Annotated in this window: 20 protein-coding genes and 1 pseudogene; 12 read left to right on the forward strand and 9 right to left on the reverse strand. The window is 61.4% G+C overall.

What is annotated here, in order from left to right; genetic code table 11:
- The 6 genes and pseudogenes from NP503_RS32735 to NP503_RS32755 all read right to left on the reverse strand — a co-directional run.
- Positions 1–311: pseudogene (locus tag NP503_RS32735) on the reverse strand (HlyD family type I secretion periplasmic adaptor subunit); the annotation flags it as partial.
- Positions 312–458: 147 nt separating this feature from the next.
- A complete protein-coding gene (locus NP503_RS33335) occupies positions 459–539 on the reverse strand; it encodes a hypothetical protein (protein ID WP_306256524.1) in 81 nt (26 codons plus the stop codon).
- A 166-nt stretch (positions 540–705) separates the two neighbouring features.
- Positions 706–930, reverse strand: a complete 225-nt coding sequence (locus NP503_RS32740; RefSeq protein WP_127266850.1) for a hypothetical protein — start codon at positions 928–930, stop codon at positions 706–708.
- A gap of 563 nt (positions 931–1,493) precedes the next feature.
- Positions 1,494–2,396 carry a plasmid partitioning protein RepB C-terminal domain-containing protein gene (locus NP503_RS32745; protein WP_127266851.1) on the reverse strand — a complete coding sequence of 301 codons (903 nt, stop codon included), beginning with the start codon at positions 2,394–2,396 and terminating at the stop codon, positions 1,494–1,496.
- Positions 2,393–3,280, reverse strand: a complete 888-nt coding sequence (locus tag NP503_RS32750) for a plasmid partitioning protein RepB C-terminal domain-containing protein (RefSeq protein WP_127266852.1) — start codon at positions 3,278–3,280, stop codon at positions 2,393–2,395. Before NP503_RS32750 ends, NP503_RS32745 begins: the two co-directional genes overlap by 4 nt.
- Positions 3,280–4,845, reverse strand: coding sequence for a recombinase family protein (locus NP503_RS32755; RefSeq protein ID WP_236383537.1), 1,566 nt, complete (start codon positions 4,843–4,845; stop codon positions 3,280–3,282). Before NP503_RS32755 ends, NP503_RS32750 begins: the two co-directional genes overlap by 1 nt.
- Before the next feature lie 270 nt (positions 4,846–5,115).
- Between NP503_RS32755 and NP503_RS32760 the strand changes: the two genes are divergently transcribed.
- The 3 genes from NP503_RS32760 to NP503_RS32770 all read left to right on the forward strand — a co-directional run bounded on the left by NP503_RS32760 (position 5,116) and on the right by NP503_RS32770 (position 6,704).
- Positions 5,116–5,430 carry a glycine zipper 2TM domain-containing protein gene (locus NP503_RS32760; RefSeq protein ID WP_127266853.1) on the forward strand — a complete coding sequence of 105 codons (315 nt, stop codon included), beginning with the start codon at positions 5,116–5,118 and terminating at the stop codon, positions 5,428–5,430.
- 181 nt (positions 5,431–5,611) lie between these two features.
- A complete protein-coding gene (locus NP503_RS32765) occupies positions 5,612–6,226 on the forward strand; it encodes a bifunctional 2-polyprenyl-6-hydroxyphenol methylase/3-demethylubiquinol 3-O-methyltransferase UbiG (protein WP_127266854.1) in 615 nt (204 codons plus the stop codon).
- Between the two features lie 106 nt (positions 6,227–6,332).
- On the forward strand, positions 6,333–6,704 hold the full coding sequence (locus NP503_RS32770; protein ID WP_127266855.1) for a nuclear transport factor 2 family protein: 372 nt from the start codon (positions 6,333–6,335) through the stop codon (positions 6,702–6,704).
- Positions 6,705–7,130: 426 nt separating this feature from the next.
- On the opposite strand, the gene NP503_RS32775 is transcribed toward NP503_RS32770, so the two are convergent.
- The 3 genes from NP503_RS32775 to NP503_RS32785 all read right to left on the reverse strand — a co-directional run bounded on the left by NP503_RS32775 (position 7,131) and on the right by NP503_RS32785 (position 9,624).
- On the reverse strand, positions 7,131–7,448 hold the full coding sequence (locus NP503_RS32775) for a hypothetical protein (protein ID WP_164748840.1): 318 nt from the start codon (positions 7,446–7,448) through the stop codon (positions 7,131–7,133).
- Between the two features lie 239 nt (positions 7,449–7,687).
- Positions 7,688–7,897, reverse strand: a complete 210-nt coding sequence (locus NP503_RS32780; protein WP_127268586.1) for a hypothetical protein — start codon at positions 7,895–7,897, stop codon at positions 7,688–7,690.
- Positions 7,898–8,946: 1,049 nt separating this feature from the next.
- On the reverse strand, positions 8,947–9,624 hold the full coding sequence (locus NP503_RS32785) for a GntR family transcriptional regulator (RefSeq protein WP_127268588.1): 678 nt from the start codon (positions 9,622–9,624) through the stop codon (positions 8,947–8,949).
- A 133-nt stretch (positions 9,625–9,757) separates the two neighbouring features.
- Here NP503_RS32785 and NP503_RS32790 point away from each other — a divergent pair, with 133 nt between their 5' ends.
- The 9 genes from NP503_RS32790 to NP503_RS32835 all read left to right on the forward strand — a co-directional run.
- Positions 9,758–10,345 (forward strand): amino acid synthesis family protein, encoded by a 588-nt coding sequence (locus NP503_RS32790; RefSeq protein WP_127268589.1) that lies wholly within the window; start codon positions 9,758–9,760, stop codon positions 10,343–10,345.
- Complete coding sequence (locus tag NP503_RS33340) at positions 10,338–12,146, forward strand: alpha/beta fold hydrolase (RefSeq protein ID WP_127268590.1); 1,809 nt, start codon at positions 10,338–10,340, stop codon at positions 12,144–12,146. Before NP503_RS32790 ends, NP503_RS33340 begins: the two co-directional genes overlap by 8 nt.
- Positions 12,143–13,180, forward strand: a complete 1,038-nt coding sequence (locus tag NP503_RS32805; RefSeq protein WP_127268591.1) for an LLM class flavin-dependent oxidoreductase — start codon at positions 12,143–12,145, stop codon at positions 13,178–13,180. The genes NP503_RS33340 and NP503_RS32805 overlap by 4 nt, the downstream gene beginning before the upstream one ends.
- Positions 13,181–13,190: 10 nt before the next feature.
- Complete coding sequence (locus tag NP503_RS32810) at positions 13,191–14,660, forward strand: aldehyde dehydrogenase (protein WP_127272063.1); 1,470 nt, start codon at positions 13,191–13,193, stop codon at positions 14,658–14,660.
- Positions 14,661–14,718: 58 nt separating this feature from the next.
- The gene (locus NP503_RS32815; RefSeq protein ID WP_127270212.1) at positions 14,719–15,723 is read left to right on the forward strand and encodes an ABC transporter substrate-binding protein; all 1,005 of its coding nucleotides are present in this window, start codon (positions 14,719–14,721) and stop codon (positions 15,721–15,723) included.
- 59 nt (positions 15,724–15,782) lie between these two features.
- Positions 15,783–16,643 (forward strand): ABC transporter permease, encoded by an 861-nt coding sequence (locus NP503_RS32820; RefSeq protein ID WP_127270214.1) that lies wholly within the window; start codon positions 15,783–15,785, stop codon positions 16,641–16,643.
- Between the two features lies 1 nt (position 16,644).
- Positions 16,645–17,445: an ABC transporter permease gene (locus NP503_RS32825; RefSeq protein ID WP_127270216.1), complete on the forward strand. Its 801-nt coding sequence runs from the start codon at positions 16,645–16,647 to the stop codon at positions 17,443–17,445.
- The gene (locus NP503_RS32830; protein WP_127272069.1) at positions 17,442–18,518 is read left to right on the forward strand and encodes an ABC transporter ATP-binding protein; all 1,077 of its coding nucleotides are present in this window, start codon (positions 17,442–17,444) and stop codon (positions 18,516–18,518) included. Before NP503_RS32825 ends, NP503_RS32830 begins: the two co-directional genes overlap by 4 nt.
- A 505-nt stretch (positions 18,519–19,023) precedes the next feature.
- A partial coding sequence (locus NP503_RS32835) for a VCBS domain-containing protein (protein WP_256755070.1) occupies positions 19,024–20,583 on the forward strand: 1,560 nt, incomplete at its 3' end.

The raw sequence follows: 20,583 nt of genomic DNA on the forward strand, positions 1-20,583 counted from the left end.
GATAGTTTGGCTCGGCGCTCATAGGTCAATTGGGCGATCTGCCCGTTGAGTTCGGCTTTGCTCTGTTGGCTGCCGGCTATAGCGCCGAGGTTCTCGTCGATTAGGCCCTGCAGATCCGAGGCCGATCGTTCCAATTCCAGAATGCGCGGGCGGGTGGTCAATCCAGCCTTGAGCAGCTTTGACAGGCTGGCCTTCTCGTCGATGGTCGATTGCATCTGGGCCTGGTAGGATTGGACCCGGGCCTGCTTGCCCTGGATCTGCTCCTCGAGCTCGGCAATCCGCCGCTCGAGGATCTGTCTGGCGCCGGCCATCGAGGCGCGCTGCACGGATGTTTTGTTGCTTCTGCTGAAATGGCGGGAACACTTTGCTGCTGATGACCATTCGGAGGAGCTTCAATCCAGCGCGTTGCCAGTGGATCGGACGTTCACATGGTCAGGCATCGGACCGTCGTCACCTGGTCATCGGTGATCTTCTTCAGGTCGTCTTGTGGCATCGGCTTTCAAATAGCGGCGGAAATTCGCCAGCGTAACACCCTTCATGGTCGCGCCGCCCGGATCGGACGGATTGTCTGACCAGAGTCAGATTTCAAACGCGCGCAAGCGCCCGCGCAAAGTGGCTGTCATGGCTAGTACCTTCCGCCTGATGGGCAATTGTTAAGTTTGGCAGTGAAGTTAGGAGGGCGGAAAAATCAGTCGGTTGAGCAAATCAGCGGTCTAGCCGCTCGCACTCATCGAGTAGGCCACCAAGCTCCAGGCAGAGATCGACGCGGCCGAGGCTGTTTGCGTTGTCATCGATCCCCATGCGGCGGTTGTAGGCCGTGACGGTGTCCTTCAGTTGAGAAACACGACCGGCCTTATGACCGCTGGAATAGGCGAAACCAGCGATGCAAACGGTTGCGGCGATTGCAAGCGCGGCAGTCTTGGCGTTCATGGTACTTTCGCCTCTCGAATCAAATTTGGGGAGAATTCGTCCATGGAAGGGAGTTTGACCGAATTAGCAGCGCGGCTCCAGATGCAATGGAAGGCTTGGGCTCCCGCGATTGGCCTTGGAGTTGCCGCCGCCATCGGCATGATTTGGACCGTCTATCTGCCGATTGTCGGATTGCGTCACCTGCTCGGATACAATTAGACCTCTAGTATCAGCACAGGCTGGTCCAATCGTGCCCAGCTATCCGAGATAGTTCAGCGGGTGCGGGACGAAACACTGCGGACGAGCATCGGCAAAGTCGCGACCCTCGACGGCCGAGCAGTCATCTATCAGCTACAATGATGCCCCTGCAGACTCCTGGCGAATCTGAGAAAGGCCGGGCATCCTCGATTGAGATGGCCACACGGGCTGCAAGTAGTTGCCGTCGAATGGCACGCCCGGTCATCAGGGCGTGCGCCCCGAGCCGAGGCCCTTACCACGACCCTTTTGGAAAACAAGCGGCAAGGCATCATCCCCAGGTCGGGCGGATTGCTGACGTTGTCAGTGGTAGTGCCTCTTCGCAGAAATTAGACAGGCATTTGGGCAGAAGTGGTCATTTTCTGAAATTCGGAAAGAATCTCCGGGAAACTCTGCGCGAGATATCGAACGACACGGGCGTTCTCCAGCAACCGGCAGAGATACCCCCTGGCCACCACCAGATCCAGGTGGTCGGATCCATAGCTCTCCTCGACAAGCTGGTATTCCTTATCGAGTTTGGTTGATTCGTTTTCCATCAATGCGATCTGCGCATCGCTCAGTCCGGCTAGCTTTTTCGGCTGCGACGTATCGGCAAGCTGGGAGGGCGGGGTCGCGCCGACCAGGGATTTTGCGTAGTTGATCGAGAACTTGTTCATGGCGATCATCAGTTGCGCCGCCTCGATCTGGCGCACGGCTGCCAGCTTTCGCAGTTCGATGAACGTGTTGGTCGGAACGAAGCGGTCCTTGAGCATGTCGATCGCTTCCGGGCATATCCCTTTCAGCAGATGTTTTTTAAGCCTGATTTGGCCGATGTTGACATTGAGGGTTCTCGCGATGGTCTCTTCCGGGACGCCGCTGTCGATGGCCTTCAGGATCATGAAGTGTTCCTGGATCGTCGCCAGCCGGCTTACCCGTTTGTTGTAGGTGAATGCCTCGTCATCGTTGGCGACCAAACAATCAACCTCAGTGTCGCCCATCTCCCGCAATATCTCGATGCGCATGTGGCCGTCGACCAAGAGGTACTTTCCCGGCGTGTCCTTGTCCTTTGCAACCACGGGCAATTCCACAAGCCCGATCTCGCGAACGGACGACCTGACCTGTTGATATTTCGGAGTTTCCCTGGCGCTTTCGGTGAACAGGTGAAGCGGCTGGATGTCTTCAAGACGAAGGCAAATAGTAGCGCGCTCAAAAGCGAATTTTATGTCTGGAACGGTAGGACGCTTTGCGGTCATGCGGGCTCAACTCTGCTGATCCGGGCCGCCAGGTTTCGTGGGAGGGTGTTCAGTCCTTCCGCCGCAAGAAGATCCTGGAATGCCTCTTCTGCCATGAGTTGCCGCAAGGCGTGGGTGACAAACAGCAGGCGGTTTCGCGTTGCATCCGCTTTGCGGACCAGAATGCGTTTCCTGTCCGTGTCCGCTTTGAACGCCTTGATCAACGCTGATGCTGAAGGATTCTTCCTGCGATCTGGCAGGAACGTTCCCAGGCCTTTCCCCCGCCTGCGGCGGTTCTCAATCAGGCGTCGCGCTATCACAAGCTTATGACCGCGCAGTTGGTTCTCTTGATAGGCAAGCTGAAGAACGGCCTGAATCCCTGGCTCGTCGGCGGTGGAAATATCGACTGCTACCGACAGCGGGATCTGGCCGGAGTCGACCGCCCGCAGAAGGCGCTGTTCGCCTTGCGACAGGAGGCGTGCAACCCCTCTGACATATTCGGTCGAAAGACCGATCTTTGCTGCAATGTCGACGTCGGAATAGCCGCTTTCTTTCAGCCGACCGATGTCGCGAAGCAGGTCATAAGCGGTATGATACCGGCGAGCACAATTTTCCACCAAGCCTTTGACCAGCGCCTCGGCCTTGGTTGCCTCTATCACAAACGCGGGAATCTCGGTCTGGCCAAGCAACCTGAAGGCCTCGATCCGCCCCTGGCCGCACACCAGGTCGTGCGTGAAAGCGCTTTCGTCGACATTCCTCGTGGTCACCGTGATGGGACGCTTCAGGCCGACGCTCTTGATGCTGTCGACAATGTCCTGGAAGGACTTTTTGCCTCGCGCACGCGGGTTGGTGATCTTGATCGCGTCCAGGCGCAGGAGCGAGATTGGTCTGTTGGCGGTGACCATCAGCGAGCGGCCGAGATGGCGTCGCGTTCGGCCAAGGCGAACAGCGGATCCAGCGATTTGTAGAAGAAAGTGTTGAATTCCAGCCTTTTGTTCAAGGCGCAGTTTAAGGGCTTCCCGCCAATCTCATTTGCTGGCGCTATCAGATAGTCGAGGATCGTCTGGTTATCCGGGCTCATGCGGATGGCCACTTTCACGTCCGCAGCGGTACCCCGTTCCGCAGAGGCCACCCAATGAGGATAGCCATATGGCGTGGCCCGACAGCGACCCATCGCAATGGCTACGGTGAATTCATCGTTGACGCGAAGCACGCCGAGAGCACTCTGACGCACCGCAGATCCGCCCGCCCGCTCGATGGTCGCTATTGTCGTTTGGACGACTTCTTCGAAGACCTCACGAAGCCGCCTTCTGATATCAAGAAACCGATAGTTCTGAGACGGATCGTATCCAACGAGCTTGTAGGCTCGCAGCAGACTGCCGAATTTTTTCCTGTAGCGGCTGCTCGGCGGACAGTCAGCCGCCGCGTCAATCATCGGGCCTGAAAGGGTACCGCGCCTCTTCAGAAGTTGGGCGAGCACAACCAACATCTGATCGTTGCTCATCTTAGATGAGCGGGCGTCGGCTATGGCTTGAGCCCGGTCGAAAAGCTTGCGGTCCACAATGGGTTCAAAGGCGCCGTCGGCGCGGACCAATCGGGTCGTATCGTTGGTCACCTTCCTTTGCTTGAGTTTGAAAGACTGCCGATTCCAGACGTTGTTGCCCACGTATTTTTCGTTGCTGAGTATTTGATGAATGGATTCGCGTTTCCACGATCGATTGAGATCGGTGACCACTCCCTTGGCATTCAACGACCGCGCAATCTGCAGCTCGGTCCGACCAGCCATCACGTATTCATCATAGATCCAGCGCACCGTCGCGATTTCATCAGGTGGTCCAGGCACGAGGATGACCCGATCCGTCTGGAGGCTCTTGTACTCTTTGAGAGCGAGCATGGTCTTTGTGCGCCCATGCTGGTCGATGAGCCGGCGCCTCAGGCCCAGGCCGGACGACCCTCCCTGCCGGTATCCCATTTGAATGAGCCTGCACTGGCCGGCAAACACCTTGACCGACAACACCCGACTGTGCTCGGCCGCCATCGTGCGCTTTATCGCCTTGAGCAGGTCTGATCCGATGCTGCCATCGTTGGTAAACTGTTCGCCACAATATTCAATTCGCACGCCGGCAACGCGACACCGATACTCGTACGACGCACTCTCATCGGGGTTCGGGAATCGCCCCCAGCGACTCACGTCGTAGACGATGACGATTTCGAAATCCGCGTTCTTCGTTTCGACATCCGCCAACAGCCTTTGCAGGCCGGCGCGACCTTCAAGGTTCAAGCCGCTGCGACCGGGGTCCTCGTATGTGGCCACAATGTCGTAGTTCATCGCATCCGCGAATTCACGGATTGCATCCTTCTGATTGTCGATCGAGTAGCTCTGGTGGTCAGTGGACATTCGCACGTATTGAGCTGCGCGCACGCGCTGTGCGTCTACAGCAGGTCGACGGACTGTGTGCGCCTGTTCCATCCTTCAACGCCTACAAGGCAGATTGAACGTCCGCTTGAACCGGCAACGCTAGCGGTATGAGGCTTCAATCCCGTTACACATTGATCGACACTTTGTATCGAATGAGACTTGTCGCCATAAAAACGAGAAGCTCGGAAAATAGCAGGCAGGGCTTCTATCAACACCCGAGAAACCATGTCTTTTATCGTGAGGGCTCGTGCCCCCGTTCCGCCGCATTGCGGCCGCACGGGACGAACCATAGGGATTTCAGGCCTTCAAGGGAGACTTCACATGAACTTTCACAAAGTCATAGCCGCCGTGCTGATGACCGCAGCACTGGCAGGGTGCGCGCAGACCGAAGGCCAGCAGCGGGCCGGAACTGGCGCTCTGATCGGCGGCGCCGGCGGCGCCCTTGTCGGTCAGGCCATCGGTGGCAACACCGAAAGCACGCTCATCGGCGCCGCCGGCGGCGCCCTGCTCGGCGCCGTCGTCGGCTCGGCCACTACGCCGCAACGGCGCGGCGAACAGATGTGCCGCTACCAGGACCGCCGCGGCCGCATCTACACGGCGCCGTGCGACGACAGGTACTACAACGGCGATTATTAAGCAGAGGGTAGTCTGCCCATCCCTTATCCTAAGTGGGCAATGGGAACAGAAGCTCTACTGTGGGGCGGTGGCCCTGCTCGTACATTTTTTCTGATCGCGCCGCCGGCGGCGGCGCTACGTTGTCATCTTTTGCCCATAACATAGTGCTACCAGCAAGGACGGCGGGTTTCTGGAGGTCGTTATGACTGAGAGCCTTGCCGGCACCCTGAAGAATCGTGGCAAACAGGCAGCCAAGCGGCTGCTTGGCTATGATTCGCGCAACTGGCTGCGTATCCGCCAGATCGAGGCGTTCACGCTCTTTCTCGAAGCCGGCAACCGCAAGGCCGCCGACGTGATCGAGATCTCGCCCGGCTGGAACCGCTATTGGCGGGCAATGTGCCCCAATTACCGCTCGGTCGATTTCCCCGCCTTCGACATCTGCAGGGATCGCACCGACGAGCAATATTCGATCGTCATCGCCGACCAGGTGCTGGAACATGTGCGGCGGCCGCACGCGGCAGTGCAAAACATCCACGCCATGACCCGGCCCGGCGGCTGGGCGATGGTGGCAACACCTTTCCTGTTTCGCGTCCACGCCAGGCCGCACGACTACAACCGATGGACCCCGGCCGGCCTCAAGCAGCTGATGGTCGAGGGCGGCTTCGCGGAAGCCAACGTCAAGGTCCACGGCTGGGGCAACAAGGCCTGCGCCAGGGCCCATATCGGCGGCCCCGTCCGCGCCTACGGCCTGTGGCGGGATCTGAGCAATGACGAGGAATACCCGCTGATGGTCTGGGCGTTTGCGAAGAAGGCGTGAGTGGCGGAAGTCCCGCTCCATCGTGGTGACGGCCAGGGAGTCTCGCTGGACACTTGACCGGATCCGCCGCCAGTGACCTACTTCGACTTCGAGGAGGCGTTCGCGAATGGACATTCGAACCACATTGACGGAGCTGTGCGAGGCCTTCAACGCGCACGACCTCGGTCGCATCATGGCGTTCTTTGCCGACGACTGCGTTCTGGAGATGCCAAGGGGAGCCGAGCCTTGGGGAACGCGCTTCGAGGGCAAGCGCAGCGTACGAGACGCGCTTGCGAGACGATTTGAGGGTTTGCCCGATGTGCATTATGGCAATGGGCAGCACTTTGCGGACGAGGCTGCCAACACCGGCATGTCGAAATGGACCCTCACCGGCACCACCCGCGAGGGCGTAAGAAAGGAAGTTCGAGGTTGCGATTTCTACACATTTCGTGACGGAAAGGTGATCCGCAAGGACTCATACTGGAAGATCGTGGAGTAGGGGTTGGCACTCTTGTCTGATCTTTTCGTTGTCCCGCATTCCAAAGCAGGTGGATTACGCGATGCGCGTTTGCATCGCTGCACTCGCCGACGAAATGCCAACCCCGAAAATCCCGAAACGCATTCAAAGTAGCTGCCAAGATGAACCCATGTCGTCATGCCTGTTTGGTCTCCCAGGCCAAGCGAACGCTATTCCATGTCCGGCACGTCGCCACCTACAAACAGAGTTGTCGGCTCGCCATACTCACCCACCGAAGGGTTACCCTCGCGCGACCACGCAATGACGCCAGCATGCTTGCCGCCAGTCTCCTCGCAGTGCGTATCGCTCTGCCCAGTCGGCTGCCATGCCGGTTTGCAGGTCGCCGGTCTCATGACCGTCGAAGGCCGTGACCACGATCAGCCTGGTGCTTTGTGTTGGGAGAGTAAACTATTTGACCTGGAGGGTGTCTTTCCGCTGGACCAACAGCCGGTTGAAGTTGAGCGGCGCAGGGGGAAGAATCTCCGTCATCTCGAATAGAGGCACAGGGCCTTCCGGCTCCGGTGCTTTCTGCTTGGCCTTCAGGTCCGTGATCTCCTCGTCGCGCCGCGCAATCCGGCTTTCCAGATTGGCAATGCGCTCCGCAAGAAAATAGCGCCCCACGGCAAATCCGCCGCCGCCGAACAACGCGGCAGACGTAGCAAAGGCCAGCGGGTTAGCCGCCACCAGCGAAGAGTTGCTTTGAATGAAAGCGATAAGGTCATGCATGGCTAAAAAGCTCTCCTCTCACGCCGAGGACAATTCAACCAGCCGACGGGTCGCGCGAGGGATCGTCATACCAAGTCGCACCCGATCAGTATTGGGCAACTTCGCCCTCCGGCCTGGCCCTGCCGTGCGGAGCGCCGCGAGTGTGTCAGCACAAGCTTCCTCAGATGTCTCGTTCCATTCATCCCACTATCGTCGCCGTAGGGCGGCGGGGCTGGATCAGTTTGCGACGTTCACGCCAGTCATCCCACGACAGGGCCCGTATCATCATAGCCAATGGAGACTATCCCCGGATGCCTGTGGGCTATGGCGAGTATCTGAGTCTCTAGTTCGCAGTTGTAGGTCATTAACGCCTTCACGGTCTCAAGCGGGCTATCGTAGCGAGCGATAAGCTTCACGGCTTCATAGTGCAGTTCGGCTTTGGCATCGGCCTCCGGGTACATCGTTCCCATCGCGGTTCCTCCTTGCGCTGCATACGGGTGATGCAGTGAGCAGCATCAAGTCGCTCCTTTGGCGAGGCAGAGTGTCATGATGTGTCCATTCGCAATGACTCCGAATATATGGCCATAGTGAACAAAAAGGGAACAAAATGTCAAGGACGACCTGAGTCGGAGAGGACTTCTATTTTGGACATGCCCCGGGTAAAAGGCCCCCCGCGCTTAGCAAATCCTGTGTCGAGCACATGAGGTCGGGCTGCTCGTCCGCGTCTGCGTCAACGGCAGCATCACCTGTGGGCCGAGCAAGCACGGTTGCCGCGCGCATGTGGCGGCAACGGCTGCTCGATTCGTAGATCAGGTTAAGAACGCGGCGAGGCCGCAGCCGGCTGCTGGTCGAGAAGAACACCTCGACGGGCATGCCGCGGCGCCAGGGTCAGTCCTTTGAGTCTGGTAAGTTCCGCGCGCGGCAAATCGACGTGCACCTTCCGATCCGGAGTGCGCAATGCCCGACCGTCTGAAGGGCCACTCAAATTTTCTGACCCAGTCGAGGTGGAGGCTATCATAGTTGATTGTTGCTGCCGGTGACCTGGCGTAATCAAAGGCTCACGTAGCTTTCCAACAGAGGACGGTATGTTGTATCCAGGTCGATTTTTAGAACCGAGCGACATTGTGATGCTTGCCCGTGTTTGTGAGACGGTCTGCAAAGAGCGCGGCGTACCTGTTGCTTCGCGGGCGGGAGAGCGCACGGCTGCGCACGTACTCAGGCTGTTCATGAACGGCTTGAGTGGGGAGAATGAGCTGCTCGATGCTGAGAGGAACTGGGCTCGACGGAGTGATCTGGCTTTCGAGAAGGCTGCTGTCAGCTACGATGACACAAGAGAGGCCGCGTGATTAGCTTCCTGAGAATCGAAGTAGCGAAGAAAACCGCTCGCTCCACGCGACGAGCCCCAGAGGCACCCTCTGGATAGAGCAGGGTGTTGCTGCGGCATTCTTAAGGTGAGGTAAAGCTTCCGCACGCAGCCCGATTCGTGGGCGATCGGCTCTGTTGGAATTTGGTGGTGAGACTAAGGACAATCGACGCGTAGTGTGTTCCGGGCGATCTTCCAGGCGGACTCGACATGCCGCCGCGCTGCTGCTTCCGCCGCTTCCGGCTTGTGTGCGCGGATCGCATCCATTATCTCGTTCATCTCGGCGATCGCCGCTTCGCGGCGGTTGGTCGAGACGATTGTCATCGAACGAAGCTGGTTGATGCGGACATTCAGCCCGGAGACGATTTCCCAGGCGACACGCTTGTCGGCGGCCTCGAACAGTGCCTCGTAGAATTTGGTCGTCGCCCGCATCACCGCAGGCGGCGTCGCCGACGCCCACGCATCGAACAAATCCGCCAGCGCCCCTTCGAGCGTTGCCAACTGCTCGCCGGTGGCCGACAGGGCACAGGCTCGGGCCGCGATGCCTTCAAGCAGAGCCCGAAGCTCGTAGATCTCGTCGGTACGGCCGAGGTCCGGCCTGGCGACGGCCGGCCCATGCCCAGGGATCATCTGCACGAGCCCCTCTGCCTCCAGCTGCCGCAGTACCTCACGCACGACGGAACGGCTGACGCCGAGCTGGTCGCAAAGCGGCCGTTCGACAAGCCTTTCGCCAGGCTGGAAATGGAAATCCATGATCGCTTCGCGCATGCGCTCCAGCGCCAGCGTCCTCAAGGTCTTGGAGCTGCGGTCGATGCGAAGCGTGTCGTCTGGCATGCATGCCTCCTGCGCCGCTACGAAAACAGATTCGATGCCCGGTTGACAAGGTACTTGGCGCTCCATAGCATGGTATACCATAAGATGATAGCGGGATTGGATGTCCCGAGGCACCACCTACCCAAGGAATTCCATGCAGCCCGCCATTCGTAAGATCGTTACCTATACCGAGAACACGCTGATCGAAGGCGGCAAGGCCGCCCCCCGGCCGCTGCGCCTTATCGGCGTCGCAGCGGTGCTGACCAATCCCTGGGCCGGTCGCGGCTTCACCGACGATCTGTCGCCCCAAATCCGAGCCTGTGCGCCGGTGCTGGGAGAGATCCTGACCCATGAGATCGTTGCCGCCGCCGGTTCCGGCGAGGCTATCGAGGGCTATGGCAAGGCCGCCATCTGCGGTACGTCGGGCGAGATCGAGCATGCGTCGGCGTTGATCCATACGCTGCACTTCGGCAACCACTATCGGCGTGCCGTAAGCGCCAAGACCTACCTTGCCTTCACCAATCTGCGCGGCGGGCCCAACACCCCGATCATCATTCCGCTGATGGACAAAAATGACGAAGGGCGGCGCTCGCATTACCTCACCGTGCATTTCCAGATCGGCGATGCACCGGCGCCCGACGAGCTGGTTGTGGCGCTCGGCGCCTCGATCGGCGGCCGCCCGCATCATCGAATCGGCGACCGCTACCAGGACCTCAAAGAGCTTGGGGACGTGCATGGCTGACGCTTCCGCATCGGCATGGGCTCGACGGGGTGCGGCGCCCGACGGCACCGGCTTCATCCGTGTCGGCGCGGGCGCACCGGTGCTTTTTATTCATGGCGTTGGTATGAACGCCGCGATCTGGCAGCCGCAGATCGAGCGGATGTCCGATAGCTTCGACGTCATCGCCATCGACATGCTCGGCCACGGTCAGTCGCCGCTGCCGCCGCAGAACCCAGAACTCGCCGACTATGCTGATCAGGCCATTCGCCTGCTCGACCATCTCGGCCTCGACAAAGTATCCGTCATCGGCCACTCGATGGGCGCGCTCGTTGCCCAGGAACTCGCGCTACGCGCAGCCGAGCGCGTCCGCCGCATCGTCTCGCTGAATGCCGTGTTCCGGCGGCCACCTGAACTGGCCGAAGCTGTTCGCCAGCGCGCGGTGGCGCTTACCGGCAAGAGTGGGGTGACCGGCACGGCACAGACCATTGCCCGTTGGTTCGGAGATCCGGTGCCGGTCGAGCTCGAGGCGGCTGCACGGAAGACGGCCGCCGTACTGGGTGCCGTCGACCCGGAAGGTTATGCTCGCACCTATCGCCTGTTCGCTCGTGCCGACAGCGACCACGCTGACCGCCTGCCGAGGCTAGCCGTACCGGCCCTGTTCATGACCGGTTCCGAGGACAGGAATTCTTCGCCGGCAATGTCGGCCGCGATGGCGCGGCTGGCGCCGCATGGCCGCTGCACAGTGCTCTCAGGCGAGCGGCATATGATGGCGGTGGCGGATCCCGGCCTGACGACGCGCCATATCGTCGACTTCCTCAAAGAAGGCGAAGCGATCGAGCAAGACAGCGCTGCCGCGGCGAACACCGGGTTCGACGGCAGCGAGTTCCGCCGTGCGCTGGGTTCCTTCCTCACCGGCGTCACCATCGTCACCACCATCGGGCCCGAAGGCGAGCCGCGCGGCTTCACCGCCAACTCCTTCACCTCGGTGTCGCTCGATCCACCTTTGGTGCTGGTCTGCATCGCTCATAAGGCGGTTGGCCATCCTGTCTTTGCGACATCGAAAAGCTTCGCCATCAACGTCCTCAACGAGGATCAGAAGGCAGCGTCCGGCATATTCGCCTCGAAAGCGGCCGACAAGTTCGCCGCCGTTGCCTGGAGACCGGGACGAACGGGCAGCCCCGTGCTGGACGGCTCCGTCGCATCCTTCGACTGCGACATGGAGCGGCTGGTCAATGCCGGTGATCATTCAATCCTCATTGGCCGCGTCCGCGATTTCGAGCACAATTCCGCGCAGCCGCTCGGCTATTGCCGCGGCGCGTATGTCGCGCCCGGCCTCAGCCAGGACGCGCTGGCAGCCACCCAGCCCGGCACCGATGTCGGCGCCATCCTCGAGAATGGCGGCCGAATCCTGTTCCTGGAGACGGCGGATGGTTTTGAACTGCCGCGCGGTCGAGGTCTGGGTGCGGCTGGCGATGGGAAAAGCCTGCGAGGGGTGCTTGCCGCGAGGGCCATCGAGGCCAAGCTGGGCTTCCTTTTCGCCGTCTGGGACGATGCCAGAGATGTTTCGCGCACACATGTCTACTATCGCGGCACGTTCGACGTGCCCGCTTCCAGCGATCGCGGCATCAGGCTGGTCGAGATCCACGCGATCGAGGAGTTGAAGATCGCCGATCCGGCGATCCGCTCGATGCTCGCACGCTATGTCAAGGAATGCTCAGTGGATGCATTCGGCGTCTATGTCGGCAACGATGTCGAAGGCGAGGTCCGGCCGCTCGCCAGGACCGCCGGTTCCACAGCACCCACCACAGGTGACCAGCGATGAAATTCTCGCTCTTCGTGCACATGGAACGGTCGGACTTGGCCAAGCCGCATTCCGAGCTTGTGACCGAGCTCGAGGAGCTGGTCCTGATGGCCGAACAGGCAGGGTTCGAGACCGCCTGGATCGGCGAGCATCACGGCATGGAATTCACCATCTCGCCCAATCCCTTCATCAACATCGCCTATCTCGCGGCCAAAACCAGCCACATCCGCCTTGGCACTGGAACCGTGATCGCGCCCTTCTGGCATCCGATCAAGCTTGCCGGCGAAGCCGCGATGGCCGACGTCATCAGTGGCGGCCGGCTCGACATCGGCATTGCGCGCGGCGCCTACAGCTATGAATATCAGCGTATCTTCCCGGGGCTCGACGCCTGGGGCGCCGGCCAGCGCATGCGCGAGATCATACCGGCGATCCGCGGCCTCTGGGACGGCGACTTCGAACTCTCCGGCGAGTTCTGGCAATTCCCGCCGACCACCTCCTCGCCCAAGCCGCTGCAGAAACCCTACCCGCCGATCTGGGTGGCGGCCCGCGACCCGAATTCGCACGATTTCGCTGTCGCCAATGGCTGCAAGGTCCAGGTGACGCCGCTGGCTTCCGGCGACGAGGAGGTGACGAGCCTGATGCAGCGCTTCAACGCCGCATGCGCCGCGCATCCCGAGATCGAACGGCCGGAAATCATGCTTTTGATGCACACCTTCGTCGCCGAAGACGCGGCCGACGCCGATCGCCTCACGCAGGACCTGTCGACTTTCTATTGCCAGTTCGGCGCCTGGTTCCAGAACAAGAAGCCGGTGCATCAAGGCGTTTTAGAGCTGCTGACGCCGGACGAGATCGCGGCCATGCCACAATACGCGCCCGACAAGATCAGGCAGAACCTGGTGATTGGCGAGGCCGATGAGGTCATCGCCCGGCTGAAGGACTATGAGGCGCTCGGCTACGACCAGTATTCGATCTGGATCGACAGCGGCCTTTCGCACAAGCGCAAGATGAAATCGCTGCAACTGTTCATCGACCGGGTGATGCCGGCCTTCCTCTGATCGCGAGCCCATGACCGACGCCCTCTTCAGGAACTTCATCGACGGCCGCTTCGACGAACCGTCCGCCACTTTCGACAGCGTCGACCCGTCGACCGGGGCGGCCTGGGCGAAGATGCCGGCGGCGAGCGAAGCCGATGTCGACCGTGCCGTCGAGGCGGCGCACCGCGCACTGCGCTCAGACCTATGGCGAAGGATGACGGCGACGGCGCGTGGCAAGCTGCTGGTCAAGCTCGGCGACCTCGTCGCCGCCAATGCCGGGCGCCTTGCCGAGCTCGAGACACGAGACACCGGCAAGATCATCCGCGAGACCCGCGCCCAGATCGCCTATGTCGGCGACTACTACCGCTATTATGGCGGACTGGCCGACAAGCACGAAGGCGCGCATGTGCCGATCGACAAGCCCGATCTCGACGTCACCATCCGTCGCGAGCCGATTGGCGTCGTTGCCGCGGTGGTGCCGTGGAACTCACAGCTCTTCCTCTCGGCCGTCAAGCTCGGCCCGGCGCTCGCCGCCGGCTGCACCATCGTGCTTAAGGCTTCCGAGGACGGCCCGGCGCCGCTGCTCGCCTTTGCCGAACTGGTCCAGCAGGCCGGCTTCCCCTCAGGCGTCGTCAACATCCTCACCGGCTTTGGCCAGGAGTGCGGCCGGCGCCTGACCAGCCATCCGCTGGTTTCGCGCGTCGCCTTCACCGGCGGTCCATCGACGGCGCGCGCCATCGTAAGGAACACGGCGGAGAACCTTGCCTACACCACTCTGGAACTCGGCGGCAAAAGCCCGGTCGTCGTCTTCGCCGACGCCGACCTCGACAGCGCCGCCAACGCGGTGGTCGCCGGCATTTTCGCCGCGACCGGCCAGAGCTGCGTCGCCGGGTCACGGTTGCTGATCGAGCGCTCGGTAAAAGATGAATTCCTCGTACGGCTGAGGCGCAAGGCCGAAGCGATCCGAGTCGGCGACCCACAGGATCCGGCCACAGAAATGGGGCCGCTCGCCACGCTGCGCCAGCGCGACTGGATCGAGAAGGTGGTCGCGGAGAGCCTTGCCGCGGGCGGCAGACTGGTCACCGGTGGAACGCGGCCAACCGGGGACGGCTTCTACTACGCGCCGACTATCATCGACGCCGGCGGCAGCGACCTGCCTTGCGTGCGGGAGGAATTGTTCGGGCCGGTGCTCAGCGTGCTTGCCTTCGACAGCGAGGCGCAGGCACTGGCGCTCGCCAACGATACGCCGTTCGGCCTGGCTTCGGGCGTGTTCACCAGCAATCTCGGCAAGGCGCATCGCATGGCGCGTGACATCCATGCCGGTGTTGTCTGGGTCAACACCTATCGCGCCGTATCGCCGCTCGTTCCCTTTGGCGGTTACGGCCTGTCGGGTCTCGGCCGCGAAGGCGGGCTCGACGCCATCCGAGATTACACGCGCTCGAAATCCGTCTGGATCAAGACGTCGGACGAGCCGATCCCGGATCCCTTCGTCATGCGCTGAGAGCGTGGGGCGCAGGTGCACTGAGAAAAACAAGAACAGACCAACAGAGGAGAATATCATGAAACTGATCCTGACCGGCTTGCTGGCCGGACTGCTCGCCGCCACCGCTGCCAAGGCCGATGAAATGGCCTTCACAAGTTGGGGTGGCACCACGCAAGAGGCGCAGACGAAATCCTGGGCGGCCCTCTTCGAGGCCAGCTCCGGCATCAAGGTCCTGCAAGACGGACCAACCGACTACGGCAAGCTCAAGGCCATGGTCGATGCCGGCAACGTCACCTGGGATGTGGTCGACGTGGAGATGGACTTCGCCATCAAGGCCGCCAAGGACGGGCTGCTGGAGCCGATCGACTATGCGGTCGTACCCAAGGCCGATCTCGACCCGCGCTTCAGCAATGAGCATGCCGTCGGCAGCTTCTACTATTCCTTCGTGCTTGCTTGGAACAAGGGCGCCGTTCCGGGCGAACCGACCGGCTGGGCCGACATGTTCGACACCAAGAAATTTCCCGGCAAGCGGACCTTCTACAAATGGTCGGCCCCCGGCGTCATCGAGATCGCGCTGCTGGCCGACGGCGTGCCCGCGGACAAGCTCTATCCGCTCGACCTCGACCGGGCCTTCAAGAAACTCGACACCATCAAGTCCGATATCGTCTGGTGGAGCGGCGGTGCTGAATCGCAGCAGCTGATTGCCTCCGGCGAGGCCGCTTTCGGCCAGTTGTGGAACGGTCGCGTCTTCGCCCTGCAGCAGGATGGCACCGATGTCGGTGTTGCCTGGAACCAGAACCTCACCGCCGCCGACGTGCTCGTCGTGCCGAAGGGCGCCAAGAACAAGGGCAGCGCGATGAAGTTCCTCGCTGCCGCCACCAGCCCGACCGGCCAGGCGAAATTCGCCGAGGCGAGCGGCTATGCGCCGATCAATACCAAGGCCAAGGCTGAGATGCCCGCCGATGCCGTCAAAGCACTCCCCGATGCCCATGTTGAGGGACAGATCAACCTCGACATGAACTACTGGGCCGAGCATCGAGACGAGATCGCCACGCGCTGGTATGCCTGGCAGACCAAGTAACGCCGTTGCAGGTGACGGGCGCGCGGCTTGCGCGCCCCGTTTCGGGACAGGACCGCTCGATGCAAGGAATTTCTTTCAGACGCAGCTCAGTCGCCGGCCTGCCGGCCGGCAGCGGCAGCGCCTTGCCGGCTCTGCTGCTGGTTGGCCTGTTCTTCATCATGCCGGTGGTGGCCCTGCTGCTGCGCAGCGTAACCGATCCTGAACCGGGCCTGCAGAACTACGCGACCCTGTTCGGCAGCGGCACCTATGTGCGGGTGTTCCTCAACACTTTCCTGGTCGCATCGGTCGTAACCGCCGTCACCATCCTGATGGCCTTTCCCGTTGCCTGGATGCTGGCGATCATGCCGCCGGCCATGGGATCGATCGTCTTCGGCATCATCGTGCTGTCGATGTGGACCAACCTTCTCACCCGCACCTATGCATGGATGGTGCTGCTGCAGCGTACGGGGGTGATCAACCGGGCACTGATGGGGCTCGGCATCATCCACGAGCCGCTGCCGCTTATCAACAATCTGGCCGGGGTCACCATCGGCATGGTCTACATCATGCTGCCCTTCATGATCCTGCCGCTGGTGGGCACTTTGCGCGCCATCGACCCTATGACGCTGCGCGCCGCCGCCCTTTGCGGCGCAAGCCCGTTCGAGGCCTTCCGCCGCATCCTCTTGCCGCTGTCTCTTCCGGGCGTCGCCGCCGGCGGTCTGATGGTCTTCGTCATGTCGCTCGGCTACTTCGTCACGCCGGCCCTGCTCGGCGGCACATCGAACATGATGCTGGCAGAGATGATCGCCCAGACGGTGCAGTCGCTACTCAACTGGGGGCTCGGCAGTGCGGCCGCCTTCGTCCTGCTTGTCGTCACCATGGCGCTCTACGCGATCCAGCTTCGCCTGGTTGGTGCCAGGCGCGCCGGGGGAGGGATCTGACATGCTGCTCGACTATGAACGGCTCGGATGGCTGCGGGTGGCGCTTGTCGGCTTCACGGCGGCCGTCGCGGCATTCCTGCTGCTGCCGGTGGTCTTCATCGTGCTCCTGTCGTTCGGTTCGTCGCGCTGGCTGGCCTTTCCACCACCCGGCTGGACGCTGAGATGGTATCAGCAATTGCTGGGCGACCCGACCTGGATCGATGCCGCGCTGACCAGTGCCCGAATTGCCGCCATGGCCGCTATGCTGGCCGTCATAATCGGCCTGTTCGCCTCCTTCAGCCTGGTCAGGGGGGAGTTCCGCGGACGCCAGGTCCTGCGCGGATTGCTGTTGACGCCGATGGTGCTGCCGGTCGTCGTTTTCGCCATCGCCATCTATGCTTTCTTCCTGCGCATCGGCCTTGCCGGCACCACGGTCGGCTTCGTCATCGCCCACACCATCCTGGCGCTTCCTTTCGCCATCATCCCGATCACCGCGGCGCTCGAAGGTTTCGATAAATCCATCGAGGATGCAGCCATCGTCTGCGGCGCAAGTCCGTTTCAGGCGCGGCTGAGGATCACCTTGCCGTCGATCAGGATCGGCATCTTCTCGGCGGCGATCTTCTCGTTCCTGGCCTCGTGGGATGAGGTCGTGGTGGCGATCTTCATGGCAAGCCCGACCTTGCAGACCTTGCCGGTTAAGATCTGGGGCAGCCTGCGCGCAGACCTCAGCCCGGTCGTCGCCGCCGCCTCGAGCCTGCTGGTTGGCCTGACGTTTTGCCTGATGATTGTGACCGCACTCCTTCGCAGAAAATTATCCAGATGACCCGGTCCTTCCTGTCCATACGCGCGCTAAGAAAGACGTTCGGCGCCTTCGTCGCCGTCCACGACGTGACCATCGATGTGCCTAAAGGTGAATTCCTGACGTTCCTCGGCCCGTCCGGCTCCGGCAAGTCGACGACGCTCTACGCCATTGCCGGTTTCCAGGATCCGAGCTCAGGCGATGTGCTTTTGGAGGACATGTCGCTGCTTTCGGTGCCGTCGCACAAGCGCAACATCGGCATGGTGTTCCAGCGCTACACGCTGTTTCCGCATCTGAGCGTCGCCGAGAATGTCGCCTTTCCGCTGCGCGTGCGCCGCCGGCACGATGCTGAGATCAAGCGCAAGGTTGCCGACATGCTGGCGCTGGTGCGTCTCGAAAACTTCGCCGACCGCCATCCGGGCGCGCTATCTGGCGGCCAGCAGCAGCGCGTGGCGCTTGCCCGCGCGCTCGCCTACGACCCGCCGATCCTTTTGATGGACGAGCCGCTATCGGCGCTTGACAAAAAGCTGCGCCAGGAAATCCAGGCCGAGATCCGCCGCATCCACCGGGAGACAGGCGTCACCATCCTCTATGTCACGCACGATCAGGAGGAGGCGCTGCACCTATCCGATCGAATCGCGCTGTTCAGGGAAGGCCGCATCGAACAGATCGGCACCGGCGAGGATCTTTACCTCCGGCCGGCGAGCGAATTTGTTGCCGGCTTCATCGGCAACTCGAATTTTCTGCCGGCTGAGCATTTGCAAACCGCGCGTGGCGTATCCACGATCCGCCTGGCCGAGGGCTCAATCGTGACCGGTATCAAAACGACAACGTCCTTCGGCCAGGGTCAGAGGGTCCGGCTGATGGTGCGCCCGGAAGCCTTCCGCCTCGCGCCTGGCCCCACGAGCGCGGCGCTTGCCGTCGAGATCATCGATACGGCGTTCTTCGGCGACCGCCGGCGCGTCGTGGCGCGCACGGCCGCCGGCGAGGAAATCGATGTCAGGCCAACCTCTGACGCCGAGGGAGCAGACAGCCCCGCAACATCAGGCAAGCGCATCTTTTTTGATCCCGGCTCGGCCTTCTTGTTTCCGGCCTGAAGGGCCGGATTGGTCAGGTCAAGTCGACGTCTGTCAAGTTCCGAAGAACCGCTTCTTAAAATCCGTGTCTGAACGCTGCCGATCCGCTCCTGGCTCAATGCCGCAACCGTTCGGGCTGTTGTGGCTCTGCTTTGATCTTGACTAATTAACTGTCTTGCAAACACGGACGTTGCGCTTCCTCGCGCATAGAGTTAATAATCTCCTAATATAAGCGTATTCTAAATCTCGTGCTCGCGAGTTTGGATGACGCAATTGGGGTAGGGAGAACGGGCGCGGCTGCCAAAGCCGTCGCAGCCACAGTTATTGAGCCATCATCCGCCCGCGAACGGTCCGCTTAAGCCGGCTGTTCGTAGCGCGGTGGCTCGTCTGGATGGCTCTGCCAATTGATGCCTGCCCGAATTCGCATGCCGGTCCGCGCTATTCTTCATCTGGTGGCAGCGGAACGTGCCGGACCGTCAATAGAACAGATTTGGGGCGTCTGTTCTTAAACAAAGGGGGGTTGAAAATGGCTACTCAGGTCACCGGTGCCGGCGGCACCACGACGTCGTTCTCGAACACGCCGCAAGCGAAGGACGATCTTCTTGCCTTTTCGGAAGATGCCACTGGCGTCTTGATCCTGAATGTATTGGCGAACGATCTGGGAGGAGCGGCCACACAGCTGTATTCTATCGACAACGCAGACAGTCTTACGACAGCGACGAAGATATACGCACCGACAGATCTACTGGCGCGCGACATCACATACTCAAGTGATAGTGCAGCGCTCGCCGCGCTCCCAGCGACCGCCAATACGAGCTTTCTAGGCGCTCGCATCTGGATAAGCGCCGATGGTACGATCCACTACAACAAGGCAGATATCGACGCCCAGGTGCAGGCACTTGGGCAGGGGCAGATTCTCACCGACAGAGTGACCTACGCCATTCAACTCGGCAATGGCACGCTAAGCTGGGCCACGGCTACCATTCAGTTCACCGGCATCAACGACGCCGCGGTGATTACTGTCAATGGTGCCGAAGACACCTCGGTGACGGAAAAAAGCGGTGTCGCCAACGGCACGCCAGGCGACGCGACGGCCTCCGGCGACCTCGATGCGACCGATGTCGACAGCTCGGCGCTGTTTACCGTGCAGTCCGGCGTGGCCAAGACCTATGGCACCTTCTCGATCGATGCCAACGGCACCTGGAGCTATACGCTCGACGACAACAACGCGGTCGTCCAGGCGCTCAACAGCACCGGGGCGAACACAACGCTGCATGAACTGGTGACGGTTACGACCGCCGACGGCACCCAGAAGGTGATCGACATCACCATTCATGGCGCCAATGATGCCGCGGTGATCACTGTCAATGGTGCCGAAGACACCTCGGTGACGGAAAGGAGCGGTGTCGCCAACGGCACGCCAGGCGATGCCACGGCTGCGGGCGATCTCAATGCGACCGATGTCGATAACGCGGCTACCTTTAACGTGCAGTTCGCCGTCGCCAAGACTTATGGCACCTTCTCGATCGATGCCAACGGCACCTGGAGCTATACGCTCGACGACAACAACGCGGCCGTTCAGGCGCTCAACAGCACTGGGGCGAACACCACGCTGCATGAACTGGTGACGGTCACGACCGCCGACGGCACGACCAAGGACATCGTCATCTCGATCAACGGCGCCAACGACGCGGCGGTGATCACCGGCGATGCCAGCGGCTCGCTGACCGAAGCCTCCGGCGTTGCCAACGCCACGGCCGGCACCTCGCCGGCGACCGGCGATCTCGACGCCAGCGATGTCGACAGCGGCACCGACTTCTCGGTGCAGACCAACGGCGCCCACGGCACGCTGACCATCAATGCGGCCGGCGAGTGGAGCTACGCGCTCAACGAGGATGATGCCGCCGTCCAGGCGCTCAACACCGGCGATCTGGCACTCACCGACACCATCACCGTGCAGACCGCCGACGGCACGACCAAGGACATCGTCATCTCGATCAACGGCGCCAACGACGCGGCGGTGATCACCGGCGATGCCAGCGGCTCGCTGACCGAAGCCTCCGGCGTTGCCAACGCCACGGCCGGC

This window comes from Mesorhizobium sp. SEMIA396, assembly GCF_024518615.1.
Classification (GTDB): domain Bacteria; phylum Pseudomonadota; class Alphaproteobacteria; order Rhizobiales; family Rhizobiaceae; genus Mesorhizobium.

Coding starts and splice junctions, on each gene's coding strand:
- NP503_RS33335 (WP_306256524.1), bottom strand. CDS start 539: ATGAAGGGTGTTACGCTGGCGAATTTCCGCCGCTATTTGAAAGCCGAT.
- NP503_RS32740 (WP_127266850.1), bottom strand. CDS start 930: ATGAACGCCAAGACTGCCGCGCTTGCAATCGCCGCAACCGTTTGCATC.
- NP503_RS32745 (WP_127266851.1), bottom strand. CDS start 2,396: ATGACCGCAAAGCGTCCTACCGTTCCAGACATAAAATTCGCTTTTGAG.
- NP503_RS32750 (WP_127266852.1), bottom strand. CDS start 3,280: ATGGTCACCGCCAACAGACCAATCTCGCTCCTGCGCCTGGACGCGATC.
- NP503_RS32755 (WP_236383537.1), bottom strand. CDS start 4,845: ATGGAACAGGCGCACACAGTCCGTCGACCTGCTGTAGACGCACAGCGC.
- NP503_RS32760 (WP_127266853.1), top strand. CDS start 5,116: ATGAACTTTCACAAAGTCATAGCCGCCGTGCTGATGACCGCAGCACTG.
- NP503_RS32765 (WP_127266854.1), top strand. CDS start 5,612: ATGACTGAGAGCCTTGCCGGCACCCTGAAGAATCGTGGCAAACAGGCA.
- NP503_RS32770 (WP_127266855.1), top strand. CDS start 6,333: ATGGACATTCGAACCACATTGACGGAGCTGTGCGAGGCCTTCAACGCG.
- NP503_RS32775 (WP_164748840.1), bottom strand. CDS start 7,448: ATGCATGACCTTATCGCTTTCATTCAAAGCAACTCTTCGCTGGTGGCG.
- NP503_RS32780 (WP_127268586.1), bottom strand. CDS start 7,897: ATGGGAACGATGTACCCGGAGGCCGATGCCAAAGCCGAACTGCACTAT.
- NP503_RS32785 (WP_127268588.1), bottom strand. CDS start 9,624: ATGCCAGACGACACGCTTCGCATCGACCGCAGCTCCAAGACCTTGAGG.
- NP503_RS32790 (WP_127268589.1), top strand. CDS start 9,758: ATGCAGCCCGCCATTCGTAAGATCGTTACCTATACCGAGAACACGCTG.
- NP503_RS33340 (WP_127268590.1), top strand. CDS start 10,338: ATGGCTGACGCTTCCGCATCGGCATGGGCTCGACGGGGTGCGGCGCCC.
- NP503_RS32805 (WP_127268591.1), top strand. CDS start 12,143: ATGAAATTCTCGCTCTTCGTGCACATGGAACGGTCGGACTTGGCCAAG.
- NP503_RS32810 (WP_127272063.1), top strand. CDS start 13,191: ATGACCGACGCCCTCTTCAGGAACTTCATCGACGGCCGCTTCGACGAA.
- NP503_RS32815 (WP_127270212.1), top strand. CDS start 14,719: ATGAAACTGATCCTGACCGGCTTGCTGGCCGGACTGCTCGCCGCCACC.
- NP503_RS32820 (WP_127270214.1), top strand. CDS start 15,783: ATGCAAGGAATTTCTTTCAGACGCAGCTCAGTCGCCGGCCTGCCGGCC.
- NP503_RS32825 (WP_127270216.1), top strand. CDS start 16,645: ATGCTGCTCGACTATGAACGGCTCGGATGGCTGCGGGTGGCGCTTGTC.
- NP503_RS32830 (WP_127272069.1), top strand. CDS start 17,442: ATGACCCGGTCCTTCCTGTCCATACGCGCGCTAAGAAAGACGTTCGGC.